The organism is Nocardia sp. NPDC049190, from assembly GCF_040648115.1.
In the GTDB taxonomy this organism is placed as follows: domain Bacteria; phylum Actinomycetota; class Actinomycetes; order Mycobacteriales; family Mycobacteriaceae; genus Nocardia.
In genome coordinates, this window is record NZ_JBEZDE010000012.1 from 87603 (window position 1) to 100470 (window position 12868).

At 67.0% G+C, this 12868-nt stretch carries 12 protein-coding genes; 5 read left to right on the forward strand and 7 right to left on the reverse strand.

Features of this window, described 5'->3' with window-relative positions:
- Positions 1-180: 180 nt before the first annotated feature.
- Together AB0B25_RS13415 and AB0B25_RS13420 are read right to left on the reverse strand one after the other, a co-directional pair.
- Positions 181-1578 carry a DUF4192 domain-containing protein gene (locus AB0B25_RS13415; protein ID WP_357177973.1) on the reverse strand — a complete coding sequence of 466 codons (1398 nt, stop codon included), beginning with the start codon at positions 1576-1578 and terminating at the stop codon, positions 181-183.
- 193 nt (positions 1579-1771) lie between these two features.
- Positions 1772-2473, reverse strand: a complete 702-nt coding sequence (locus tag AB0B25_RS13420; protein ID WP_357177976.1) for a DUF5642 family protein — start codon at positions 2471-2473, stop codon at positions 1772-1774.
- A gap of 277 nt (positions 2474-2750) precedes the next feature.
- Between AB0B25_RS13420 and AB0B25_RS13425 the strand changes: the two genes are divergently transcribed.
- The 4 genes from AB0B25_RS13425 (at position 2751) to speD (ending at position 8778) form a co-directional block, all read left to right on the forward strand.
- Positions 2751-3695, forward strand: coding sequence for a PAC2 family protein (locus tag AB0B25_RS13425; protein ID WP_357177979.1), 945 nt, complete (start codon positions 2751-2753; stop codon positions 3693-3695).
- 71 nt (positions 3696-3766) lie between these two features.
- Entirely contained in the window at positions 3767-6265 is a 2499-nt protein-coding gene (locus AB0B25_RS13430; RefSeq protein ID WP_357177982.1) for a DUF3516 domain-containing protein, read from the forward strand.
- Between the two features lie 185 nt (positions 6266-6450).
- A complete protein-coding gene (locus AB0B25_RS13435) occupies positions 6451-7557 on the forward strand; it encodes a type III PLP-dependent enzyme (RefSeq protein WP_357177984.1) in 1107 nt (368 codons plus the stop codon).
- Between the two features lie 18 nt (positions 7558-7575).
- Positions 7576-8778: an adenosylmethionine decarboxylase gene (speD, locus tag AB0B25_RS13440; RefSeq protein ID WP_357177987.1), complete on the forward strand. Its 1203-nt coding sequence runs from the start codon at positions 7576-7578 to the stop codon at positions 8776-8778.
- 99 nt (positions 8779-8877) lie between these two features.
- Here speD and AB0B25_RS13445 read toward each other — a convergent pair whose 3' ends face one another.
- The 5 genes from AB0B25_RS13445 to AB0B25_RS13465 form a co-directional block, all read right to left on the reverse strand.
- Entirely contained in the window at positions 8878-9120 is a 243-nt protein-coding gene (locus AB0B25_RS13445; protein WP_357177989.1) for a 4-oxalocrotonate tautomerase family protein, read from the reverse strand.
- Positions 9120-9854, reverse strand: a complete 735-nt coding sequence (locus AB0B25_RS13450) for an SDR family NAD(P)-dependent oxidoreductase (RefSeq protein ID WP_357177992.1) — start codon at positions 9852-9854, stop codon at positions 9120-9122. The genes AB0B25_RS13445 and AB0B25_RS13450 overlap by 1 nt, the downstream gene beginning before the upstream one ends.
- A 73-nt stretch (positions 9855-9927) precedes the next feature.
- Complete coding sequence (locus tag AB0B25_RS13455; protein ID WP_357177995.1) at positions 9928-10518, reverse strand: TetR family transcriptional regulator C-terminal domain-containing protein; 591 nt, start codon at positions 10516-10518, stop codon at positions 9928-9930.
- Between the two features lie 74 nt (positions 10519-10592).
- On the reverse strand, positions 10593-11090 hold the full coding sequence (locus AB0B25_RS13460; protein WP_357177997.1) for a gamma-glutamylcyclotransferase family protein: 498 nt from the start codon (positions 11088-11090) through the stop codon (positions 10593-10595).
- A gap of 86 nt (positions 11091-11176) precedes the next feature.
- Positions 11177-12085 (reverse strand): hydrogen peroxide-inducible genes activator, encoded by a 909-nt coding sequence (locus AB0B25_RS13465; RefSeq protein WP_357177999.1) that lies wholly within the window; start codon positions 12083-12085, stop codon positions 11177-11179.
- A gap of 110 nt (positions 12086-12195) precedes the next feature.
- On the opposite strand from AB0B25_RS13465, the gene AB0B25_RS13470 reads away from it, so the two are divergent.
- Positions 12196-12783: a peroxiredoxin gene (locus AB0B25_RS13470; RefSeq protein ID WP_357067400.1), complete on the forward strand. Its 588-nt coding sequence runs from the start codon at positions 12196-12198 to the stop codon at positions 12781-12783.
- Positions 12784-12868 lie beyond the last annotated feature (85 nt).

Below are 12868 nucleotides of genomic sequence, written 5' to 3' on the forward strand. Positions count from 1 at the left end.
CGTTGCCCAGCTCGGACGTGTGCGACCCCGCCGGCGTGTCGGGGGCAATGGGCACTGCCACGGAACGAGCACTTCTCGGGGCCAATCGAAACCTTCGGCGACCGAAGTGGCCACGCAACGGCCCACTGTCGGCGTGCGACGCCCGGGCCTCAGTCGAAACACTGACGCGGACACGATTGTTCATGGCGCCGGCGTCCCGAGATCGACACCCAGTCCGGCGGCCGTGTGGTAGCCGCTGCGAGCGAGGCGGCGCAGGTGTTCCGGACGCATGCCCATCCGCAGCGCGGTGTCCAACAGAACCGCCATCGGATGGTCCGGATCCGCGTCCAGAGCGGCGTCCAGGGCGACGCCGGCGAGGGGACCATCGCCGTGGACATACGCGCTGTAGCCGAGCAAGGCGGCAGCTTCGGCGCGATCCGCACCGGATAGGGCGCGGGCCAGCGCGCCCCACAGCGCCTCCGCCGCGGCTGCGTGGTCACCGACGGCCACCGCGAACATGGTGTCCCGGACCGCGCGATCCCGCAGGGCAGCGGCTAATTTCGCGAGTTCGGGCGCTAGGAGCGCCGCACCCGACGCCATGTTGGCGACCTGCCACAGCACGTAGTCGAGCGCTTGTCTGCTGTAGCTGTTCGGGTCGCCTCGGCGGGCGGCACGCGCGTAACGCTCCCGTGCCAGCGCCAGAGCGTCTTCCAGTTGTGCTGCCACCTGAGCCCGCGCGAGCGGATCCACGGCGACCAGAGCGGTGAGCTCGGACCTGGAACTCCGGATCGGCCTGCCATCCAGCACGTGGGTCAGGGCAACCACCGAGGTGGCCGGATCCCGCAGCACCCCACGGAGGTCCGGGCCTGACAGCGTCCACCAGGGCTCCCCTGCAGCGAGCACGGCCACTGCCCACACACCACCGAGCGAGATATCGCACGCGGCCAGGCGTCTGGCGAGCGCACCGACCAGCGCATCGAACCGTCCCGCGGCACAGCGGGGGCGCTCGGCGTCCCCCTCGGATGTCGGTTCTTCGGCGCGATCGTCGACGATGACGGCGAGCACCTCCACCGCCTCGTCATGCGCGCAGAAACGCGCCACGCATCCGGCCAGCGTTGCGGCCCGCACTCGGCGCCCATCCGGCGCTTCCAGATCGAACCGCACCACCGCGTCGACCAGGGCGCCGCGGGCATCCCCGTGCCGAAGGACGAGCACGACCACCGACCGCTCCGGGGTGAATCCCACCATCGCGGGCACGGCAGCGATCAGCTCGCCCGGATCATTTACGCGCACAATGTGCTCCGAAATATCTCGCATGTCCCGCATGTCCCGGCCGTACGGCGGCGGATCCTCGGCACAGCGGGCCCGGTCGGCACGACCGCGCGCGCTATCTCCCGCGGTTTCCGCCGTTTCACTCGAAGGCGCCGGGTGCCCGGCGGCCGCGCGACCACCGGCCGCACGCGCCTTGACGCCGGCGGGAGAATCGCACGGCAGCGCCGACTGCCTGCGCAGACGTACGCAGAAGGTGCTGTCCTGGGCCACGTGCTGGTCAGGATCGGGCGGTTCGGAGGCGTGAAACGGGGTCGCGGAAGTGGTCATGCGTCGAGCCTGCGCTTCGCGCCATTGCAGTGCCGACTACGAGCAGGCGATTCGGAGAGGCTGGGGAATTGGCGTCGCGCTGTGGACGCGGCCTGCTCACCAGCCGTCCGGAGCGACGTCTTTGTCGGTGCCGCCTGCTATCGTGCCGCGTCGGGCCCGACCCCGATTCAGGGCACGTCGTGGACCCGATTCACTACCCGTTGCGCACCTTCCGCACGGCGGTGGTGAAGGACTCGCGCACGGCCGCCGTGTCCGGTTCCCCACCGGAGAACGACATGTATGTCACAGAGATTCGGACGTCCCCGATCTGACCGATGAGCGTCCGCATGGACTGGGTCAGTCCCGCGCCGCCCACCTCAGGTACCACGGTCCTGCGCAGCGCCAGGGTGTCGTCGGCGTCGATCTGCGGCGGCGGATCCAGCTCGGTCCTCACGGTGCTCGTCGCGCCAGCGCGGCTCACCCGCACCGACCCGCATTTCGCCAGCCTCGTGTGCAGCTCCGCCATCGGCTCGTCGGTACGGGTCAACTCGACGGTGATCGTGGCGCGCGTGTCGTTGTCGGTGCCGACCGCCATCGCCGCCTGATCGGGCCCCAACTGCCGAGTCGGCGGCACGCAGGAACTCGGCTGCACACTCGCTCCGCGCCCCATTCCGTCCAGGTCACCAGCGGCTTGGGCCACAGCCTCGGGCGGCAGCACCACGGCAGGATATCGCGCAGGGAACTGCGCCGGATCCGGCAGCAGCGTCGACAGTTCGGCGCGCACGTGCCGGGTCACCGCGCTCGGCGCCGACGAGACCGGGCGCCCGGACACCACCGACCCGCACCCGGTGAGCAGCACCGCGCAGCCGAGCGACGCACAGCTCAGCCGCGTACGCATCGAATCCGCCACGGTCACGTACCCACTGTGCCAAACTCCTCCATGCCCACCCACGCCGCCACGCCGCCGGACCGGGAATGCCTGGGGCTCCGGCGCTGTTGGCTCGTCGTATGGGTCGATGTCCGGCCGTGCGCGATGGCTGTCACCGGCATGGGGGACAATGGACAATGGTGCCCGTCTCGAAGAACTGCTTGTCTGTAGCCACCGCGATGGTGAAAGGCCGAGCACGCAACCACACCAGGTGTGCCAAGAGCGCTCGCCCGGGTCGGAGGCACCGCGCAGGAAGGAGTACGCGATGGACTACGAGTCGCGAATGTACGAACTGGAGTTCCCCGCTCCACAGCTGTCGTCCGCCGACGGCGCGGGTCCGGTCCTGGTACACGGGCTGGAAGGTTTCACCGATGCCGGGCACGCGGTGCGGCTGGCCACGACGCACCTGCGCGAGAGCCTCGAAAGCGAACTGGTCGCCTCGTTCGACGTCGACGAACTAGTGGACTACCGATCACGTCGTCCACTCATGACGTTCAAGACCGACCACTTCTCCGACTACGCCGAGCCGGAGTTGAGCCTGTGGGCGCTGCGCGACACGACGGGCACCCCGTTCCTGTTGCTCGCCGGCCTGGAACCGGACCTGCGCTGGGAGAAGTTCACCACCGCGGTTCGCCTGCTCGCCGAACAGCTCGGCGTGCGCCGCACCATCGGCCTGAGCGCGATTCCGATGGCGATTCCGCACACCCGCCCGCTCGGAGTAACCGCACATTCGTCCGATCGCGACCTGATCTCCGAGAATCAGCGTTGGCCGGGTGAACTCCAGGTGCCGGGCAGCGCGTCCTCGCTGCTGGAATTCCGGATGGCCCAGCATGGTCACGAGTCCATCGGCTTCTCGGTGCATGTGCCGCACTACCTCACGCAGACCGCCTATCCGGAGGCCGCACAGACACTGCTGGAGAATGTCGCCGACAATGCGGGCCTGCAGATTCCGCTCGCCGCGCTCGGCGAGGCGGCGGCCCGGGTGCGCGAACAGGTCAACGAGCACATCGCGGGCAACTCCGAGGTGGAGACCGTCGTGCACGCCCTGGAGCGCCAGTACGACAGCTTCGTCACCGCGCAGGAACGGCAATCGAGCCTGCTGGTCGGTGAGGGCGAACTGCCCAGTGGCGACGAGCTCGGCGCCGAGTTCGAGCGGTTCCTCGCCGAGCAGGGCGGCTACCACGGCGACGACAAAGGCGAGCAGAACTGACCACACGGCGATACCGGTAGCCCGATCGCCCCTGCACGGGCCGCCGGGGGCGACGCCGTAGGGTGGTCGGAGTGGATCTGACCGAACTGCTCGACATCCCGGGTACCGACGCCGATGCGCTCTACGAGTCGTTCGGGATGTGGGCCGCCGAGCACGGCACTCCGCTGTACCCCGCGCAGGACGAAGCGCTGTTGGAACTGGCGTCCGGGTCCCACGTCATCCTCGCCACGCCCACCGGTTCGGGAAAGTCACTCGTGGCGGTCGGCGCCCATCTGTTCGCCCTCGTGCAGGGCAAGCGCGCCTATTACACCGCCCCGATCAAGGCTCTGGTCAGCGAAAAATTCTTCGCGCTGTGCGAAGTGTTCGGCGCCGAGCGCGTCGGAATGGTCACCGGTGACGCCGCGGTGAACCCGGACGCACCGATCATCTGCGCCACCGCGGAAATCCTGGCGAACCTGGCGCTGCGCGAGGGCGCGGACGCCGACGTCGGCCAAGTCGTGATGGACGAATTCCACTTCTACGCCGACCCCGACCGCGGCTGGGCCTGGCAGGTCCCGCTGCTGGAACTACCCAATGCGCAATTCCTGCTCATGTCGGCGACGCTCGGTGCGGTGGACTTCTTCGCCACCGACCTCGAGCGCCGCACCGGCCGACCCACCGCGGTCGTCGCGGGTACCGAACGCCCGGTGCCGCTGAGCTTCTCCTATGCCCGCACCCCCATCACCGAGACCCTGGAAGAACTGGTCACCACCCACCAGGCTCCGGTCTACGTCGTGCACTTCACCCAAGCCGCCGCCCTCGAACGCGCCCAAGCTCTCACCAGCGTGAATTTTGCCACCCGCGCGGAGAAGGACGCGATTGCCGAAGCACTCGGCGAGTTCCGGTTCGCCGCAGGCTTCGGCAAGACGCTGTCGCGGCTCATTCGGCACGGGATCGGCGTGCATCATGCCGGAATGCTGCCGAAGTACCGACGCCTCGTGGAGCGACTGGCCCAGGAAGGGCTGTTGAAGGTGGTGTGCGGCACCGACACCCTCGGCGTCGGCATCAACGTGCCCATCCGCACGGTGCTACTCACCGGACTGACGAAGTTCGACGGCGTGCGCACCCGCAGGCTGAAAGCCCGTGAGTTCCATCAGATCGCGGGCCGCGCGGGCCGCGCGGGCTACGACACCATGGGCACCGTCGTCGTGCAGGCGCCCGACCACGAGGTCGAGAACACCCGTTTGCTGGCCAAGGCGGGCGATGACCCGAAGAAGCAGCGCAAGGTGCAGCGGCGCAAACCGCCGGAAGGATTCGTCTCCTGGAGCGAGGAGACCTTCGACCGCCTCGTCGTGGCTGCGCCGGAACCGATGGTGTCGCGCTTCGCCGTGACCAATGCCATGCTGCTGAACGTGATCGCCCGGCCCGGAAACTGTTTCGACGCCATGCGCCATCTGCTCGAAGACAATCATGAGCCACGTGCGGCGCAGCGCAAACACATTCTGCGCGCCATCCGCCTGTACCGGGCGCTGCGCGATGCCGGGGTAGTTCAGCAGCTGCCGGAACCCGACCCCCGAGGTCGCCGCGCCCGGCTGACCGTCGACCTGCAACGGGACTTCGCCCTCGACCAGCCGCTGTCGCCATTCGCACTGGCCGCGCTCGAGCTACTGGACAAAGAATCCGCGAGCTATACCCTCGATGTGGTGTCGCTCATCGAATCAACCCTGGAGGATCCACGTCAGCTGCTCATGGCACAGCAGCACAAGGCGCGCGGCGAGGCGATCGCCGAGATGAAAGCCGACGGCATCGATTACGACGAGCGGATGGAACTGCTCGAAGACGTGACCTGGCCCAAACCCCTTGCCGAGCTGATCGAACCGGCCTTCGAGACCTACCGCGGCGGGCACCCGTGGGTCTCGGAATTCGCGCCCGCGCCGAAATCGGTGGTGCGCGACATGATCGAGCGCGCGATGACCTTCGCGGAACTGATCTCGTTCTACGAACTGGCGCGTTCCGAGGGCGTCGTGCTGCGCTATCTCGCCGACGCCTACCGCGCTTTGCGCCGGACGGTGCCCGAGTCCGCCCGCACCGAGGAACTCGACGATCTCACCGAGTGGCTCGGTGAGCTCGTCCGCCAGGTCGATTCGAGTCTGCTGGACGAATGGGAGCAACTGACCAATCCGGGCGCGGAGACCGACGTCGACCAGATCGCCTTCGGCGCGGAGACCGTGCGCCCGATCTCCGCGAACGAGCGCGCCTTCCGGGTGATGGTCCGCAACGCCATGATCCGCCGCGTCGAACTGGCCGCGCTGCGACGCTGGGACGCGTTGGCCGAGCTGAGCCCCGGCCCGGACTGGGCGGCCGCGCTCGCGGACTACTTCGCGGAGTACGAGCGGATCGGTACCGGGCCCGACGCCCGGGGGCCCCAGCTGTTCCAGGTGGAACGAAGACCGGGATTCTGGCAGGTGCGACAGGTACTGGACGATCCGGCGGGCGACCACGGCTGGTCGATCGATGCGACCGTCGACCTGGCAGAGTCCGACGCCGCAGGCGAAGTCGTCTTCGACGACGTCTCCGTGTCGGCCGGCTGAACCCGCACTGCTCGACAGCCCGTATCCACGCTGGTCACAGCCTCGCATTCGCGCTGGTCAACGGCTCTATCCCGCCCAAGCTCGGGGGTCCTGCGGCCAAGATGAGAATTCGAGGTTTGGCGGATTCGTTTCCGGGTAGTGGGCGCTGATACTCTCTCCCCCGCTGGCGAAGCGAAAGATCTACTATGCCCGAATCACCATTTCTTGTCATATACCCCGAGCGAGTGCGCGAGAACTACCGCGCGCTCCGTGCCGCCATGTCCGCGGGCAGCGGCACGGCACCGAGAATCCGCTTCGCGGTCAAGGCCGGCCCGGTGCCGGAGATCGTGCGACTTCTCGATGAGGAGGGCGCGGAGTTCGACGTCGCCAGCATCGGCGAGATCGATCTATGCCTCGGGCTCGGCGTCGCGGTGGGCAAACTCTGCTACGGCAACCCGATCAAGAAAGCCGCCGATATCGCCCGCGCCTTCGCGCTCGGCGTGCGCCGCTTCGCCTTCGACACCGAGGACGACCTGCTGCGTATCGTCGAACATGCCCCAGGATCGGAGGTGGAGTGCCGATTTCTCGCCGCCGCCCCGGAGTCGCGCACCCCGTTCGGAGTCAAGTTCGGCTGCACACCGGGCGAGGCCTTCCGGCTGCTGGTGCGGGCCAGAGATCTCGGGCTCGTCGTCGCGGGGCCGTACTTCCACGTCGGCTCGCAGCAGTTGGATCCCGACGCGTGGCGGATCGGCATCGAGCAGGCTGGGCGGATCTCGGAAGCGCTCGCGGACAAAGAAATTCCCGTCACATCGGTGAACATCGGTGGCGGACTGCCGATCCCCTACGCCGATCCCGCACCCGCCCTGGGTGATATCGCTGCGGTGATAAACCGCGCCGCAGCCGAATTCCTGTCCGGAGATACCGGATTGGTCGTCGAACCCGGTCGAGCACTGGTCGGGTCGGCGGGCACCATCCACACCGAGGTCGTGTCGGTTCGCACTGCGCCGGACGGACGACGCTGGGTGTATCTCGACGTCGGCCGGTACAACGGAATGGCCGAGACCGAGAACGAATACATCGCCTACCGGTTCGTCACGGACCGGGACGGCGACCCCGTCGACGAGGCGGTGGTTGCTGGTCCTACCTGCGACGGTGACGATGTACTGTATCAACGCACGCGAGTCCTCCTACCGACCACGTTGCGAGCCGGTGATCGCATTCGAATCCCCGACACCGGCGCCTATACCGCGAGCTATTCGTCGGTGTCCTTCAATGGTTTTCCGCCCTTGACCGTTCATGTCTCGGGCGATTGAGCGAGAGTGAGTTTGCCCATGACGGCGGAATTCACCGGCTGGCATGTGCTGGCCGAGTTCGGTGGCGTCGACGCGGATCTCTGCGACGATCTCGAACGACTCGAATCGGCGCTGCGCAAGTCTCTGATTGCGGCGGGCGTCACCATCTGCGATGTCGTACACAAGAGGTTCGAACCGCAGGGGGTGACCGTCCTCGCGCTGTTGTCGGAGTCGCACGCCTCGATTCACACCTATCCGGAGTCCGGCGACATCTTCGTCGACGTCTTCACCTGCGGCGGCATCGGCGCAGGCGCCACGAAGGCGGTGGAACTCCTCCGGGATGCGTTGTCCCCCAAGGATGTTCGTATGCAGGTCATCCGTAGAGGGCACGGTGGGCAACGGATCGAAGAGCCGGTGGGCGCGGGCCTGACCCGGATCTGGGATCTCCACGAGGTGATCGTCGATACCGACACGCCGTTCCAGCACATGGTCATCGCGCGCACCGAGCAAGGCATCAGCCTGTTCTCCGACGACGACCGTCAGTCCACCGAGTTCTCCCAACTGACCTACCACGAGGCAATGATGGTTCCGGCCTTCGTGCTGGCCGAGAAGCTGGACAATGTGCTGATCATCGGCTCGGGTGAGGGTGTGGCCAGCCAGATGTCGATCGCGGCAGGCGCCAGCCACGTCGACCACGTCGATATCGACCAACTCGAAGTGGAGTTGTGTGCCGAGCACCTGCCCTACGGCTACACCAGCCAGGAGCTGGCGGCCGCAGTCCAGGGCGAGGGCCCGATCACGGTGCACTACGCCGACGGGTGGGATTTCCTCGCCAGCGCCGCCGAGACGGGCACCCGCTATGACGTCATCGTGATCGACCTGCCCGACGAGCGCGTGGAGGATGCCCAGCACAACCGCCTGTATGAGGCGGAGTTCCTGTCCCGATGTCGCGCGGTGCTCGCGCCGGGTGGTGTGCTGACCGCTCAAGCCGGGTGCGCGACCATGTGGCGTAATGAGACATTGAAACGGTCCTGGCAGCGCTTTCACGAACAGTTCGGCACCGTTGTGCATTACGGCAGCGACGAACACGAATGGTCGTTTCTGTTCGGCTTGGTCGACGAGATCGACGACCCCGGCACGGGGATGAGCGATCGACTCGCGCTGTTGCCGTACCGACCGAAGACCATCGACGCGCGAGCGCTGATGCGCGGCACCATCGAACCGCACGCGCTGCGGGAGTAGTCGACCCCCCGCCGAACGGCACCGGTTCCGATGGAACCGGTGCCGTTCGGCGTGTCCGCGTAGGGCGGCCCGGAGCCGAACCGGTCAGCCGGGGCTCGTCTACCTCGGTGCCGCCGCTCCACCCGGATCGAGAACCGTGCCGTTCTGCTGCCGCCGCCATTCCCCGGCGTCGACTCCGCCGACGCCCCAGTCGGTCAGCGCGACCTCGTCGATGACGACGTAGGTGCTCGCGGGGGCTTTGCCGAGCACAGTGGACAGCAGATCGGTGACGCCTTTGATCAGTTGCGCCTTCTGTTCCCTGGTCACGCCCTCGTCGGTGACCTTGATGTTCACGTACGGCATCAGGCCGCCCTTCCCGAGAGGTACCCGCCGTCGACCGGGAAGATGTGACCGGTGGTGAACGCGGCGTCCACGAGGTAGAGGACCGCGGCTGTGGTCTCGGCGACTTCGCCGATCCGATTCAACAGCGCGAACCTGCCGGTGGCTGTCTCGTCACCGTCGCCGAACAAGGGTGTGCGGATGAATCCGGGGGCCACGGCGTTGACTCGGATGCCGTCCGCGGCGAGTTCTGCCGCGAGGCTGGTGGTCAGCGCGTGGATGCCGCCTTTGCTGACCAGCGCCGCCGAGGCGGGTACGCCCGCGAGGGCATGGTCGATCAGCACCGTGCCGATATTCACGATGCTGCCGCCCCTCGCCTGCTCGCGCAGCAGCCGAACCACGGCCTGCGTAGTGAAGTAGGTGCCTTTGAGGTTCCCGTTCAGGTAACTGTCCAGATCTTGCTCGGTGACGTCTACGAACGGCTTGGCGCCGAAGATGCCCGCATTGTTGACGAGTACATCCACCCCGCCGAACCGCTCGACGGCGGCGCGTACCAGCGCGACCCCCGTGGCGGGAACACCGATGTCACCCGCGACCGCTGCCACCCGATCCGGTGCGCCCAGTCCCGCGGCCACCTCCGCGAGCTTGTCCTCGTCGCGCCCATTGAGCACGACGTTGTCGCCGCGTTCCAGCAACGCCCGCGCGACGTCGCGCCCGATCCCGCTCGAGGACCCCGTCACGATCACTGTCTTCACCATTTCTCTCCTCATCTTTGATACGACCGGTCGTCTTTAATGGGGTATGCGAGGACGCCGGAAGCGAAGGCCGGCGTCAGGGCCGGAAGTAGTCGTCCAGCAGACGATCCAGGCATTTGTGCAACGGAGCCAGGGTGTGGTCGATCTTCATCCGGATCACCGCGCCCTCCCACGATTCGAGCAGCAGATCAGCCAGTTCGATGGCGTCGATGTCGGAACGGATCATGCCGAGCCGTTGACCCTGCGCCAGTTGCTGCGCGATGCGGTCGCGCCACGCGCCCCATGCGCCGGACAGCGATTCCCGCAGCAGCGCACTCCCTTCCAGCTCACCACCCAAATTGGCGATCAGGCAGCCGCCGGTGAACTCGGCAGCGACAAAATCGTCCATCAGTCGCCCGAAGAACACGCGCAGCCCACTCACCGGGTCGGAGGCGTCGCCGAACGCCTCGGTCAGGTTCCGCTGCACACAGAGCGAATGATGCTCGATGATCGCGTGACCGAAGCTCTCCTTGCTGTCGAAGTAGTTGTAGAACGAACCCTTCGGCACGCCGACCTCATCGAGGATCTGCTTGATTCCGGTGCCGTGATACCCGTTGGTCAGGAACCCGGCGGCACCGGCTTCGACCAGAAGTTGCCGAGTGTCCGCACTACGTCGAGTTCGCGCCATGCCGCGAATATACGACCGGTCGTCTTGGAATGCAAGCCGGGCAGCGGCTCCGTTCCCGCACGCGGTAGTTACACCTACCCTCCGGCGGACTCGGACCCCACCGACGCCCCCGGGTCGACAACCTCCACCGGCGCGCAACGCCACCGCACCGACCGAGCGGCGAAACTCACGAGGTGATCGGCGGCGAACCGATCTCGGTGCCAGTCACCGGGATCGGTGTCGGCCGTCCAAACGTAGGTCCACACCGGTTCACTCCGGCCGGCAACGCACACCTGACGCAAGTCGTACTCGTCATCCTCGAACGCGTCCAGGATCGCCCATTCCGCCGCGGTGAGATCGCCCAGCACGGAGCCGCGAGCCAGCCCACCGTCGGCCATGACCAAACCCGGATAGACCCGCCGCGGCAGCATCGCCGCACGCCAACCGGGAAGCTCGGCCACTTCGAGCGACGGAACCCGCCCGAGCAGCACCTCGAGCACCTCGGGAAACTGCAGCGTGCCGTAGGCGAACAGCGCATGCCCCGGACCGACGAGCCCGGTCAGCCGCGACAGGCCACCCTCCGACGATCTCATTCGCCTCTCCCCTCATCCCACGTTCACGTCATCCCATGTTCACGACTGTGTCTACTTTCCTATCACCCGGCCACATCTCCACCCGATTACATCGGACGCTTGGTGCGGATGATGGCAGCCAGATACTCGTAATCGTCAGCTCGAGCAGTGGAGGCACGGAAGGCCAGGCCGATGGTGCGCCCCGGAACGGGCGCGGCGAAATGCGCGATATCCAGCGTGCCGCGCGCGGTTTCGGCGGCGACGGCCATCTCCGGGATGAGAGTCACGCCGAGCCCGCCCGCGACGCACTGCACCACGGTCGCCAAGGAAGCGGCCCTGGTGTCACCGACCGCCGCAGGATGAGCGTCGGCCGAGCGGCATACGTCCAGCGTCTGATCACGCAGACAGTGCCCCTCGTCCAACAGCAGCAAAGGCAGCGCGTCCAGGGCCGACGCCGTGAGGTCCGTCCGCCCGGCGAGTTCGTGGCCACGCGGCGTGACCAGCACGAATTCCTCTGGGTAGAGCGCGATCTCGACCAGGCCGGGTACCTGTGTGGGTAGCGCGACCAGTGCGACGTCCAGCACGCCGGTGCGCAGCCCGTCCAGCAGTCGCGCGGTCTGATCCTCGACGATGTGCGGATGCAGCGCGGGCAACTTCTTTCGCAGCTCGGGCAACAGGCCGGGTAACACATAGGGGGCGACCGTCGGGATGATGCCCATCCGCAGCGTGCCGCCGAGCGCGTCGCCGGTCGCCGAAGCCACGAAGCGGTCGGCTGCCTCCAGCGTCGCCATCGCTTTGGGCAGCAAGCGCATTCCGGCGGCCGTCACCAGCACTCGCCGGGTACTCCGTTCGATCAGCTGTAGCCCGAGCCCGTTTTCGAGCGCGGCCAACGCCTGCGATAGCGTGGGCTGGCTCACACCGAGCCGCGCGGCCGCGGTGCCGAAATGGCGATACTCCGCGATCGCTACGAACGCACGCAGCTGTGACAGGGTCGGCTGATAAGTCTGATCAGTCACGCCTATCAGTGTAGTGCGACTGATCACCTTTACCTTTCACCGACGCTTCGGCAAGATCGCCTGTGAGCTTTTCACACGCGCTAGCAAACCAACATGACGAGGAGATGAGCATGGCCCTGCTGACCATCGGCGACCAATTCCCGGCATACCACCTCACCGCTGTGATCGGCGGTGACCTGTCGAAGGTCGACGCTCAGCAGCCTGACGATTACTTCACCACGATCACCAGCGACGACCACGCCGGCAAGTGGCGGATCGTCTTCTTCTGGCCGAAGGACTTCACCTTCGTGTGCCCGACGGAGATCGCCGCGTTCGGCAAACTCAACGAGGAGTTCGAGGACCGGGACGCGCAGGTGCTCGGAGCGTCGGTCGACAACGAGTTCGTGCACTTCCAGTGGCGCGCCCAGCACGAGGACCTCAAGACCCTTCCGTTCCCGATGCTCTCGGATCTGAAGCGCGAACTGGCCACGGCCACCGGCGTGCTCAACGCCGACGGGGTTGCCGACCGCGCGACCTTCATCGTCGATCCGAACAACGAGATCCAGTTCGTCTCGGTCACCGCGGGTTCGGTGGGTCGCAACGTGGACGAGGTACTGCGCGTGCTGGACGCGCTGCAGTCCGATGAGTTGTGCGCCTGCAACTGGAAGAAGGGCGACCCGACCATCAACGCCGGTGAGCTGCTGGCTGCCAGCGTCTGACAAGCCATGCCGCGCCCGAGAATTCGGGCGCGGCGATGTCACCATCGACAACACGACCAACCTACCCCGGGACACCTCCGGGACC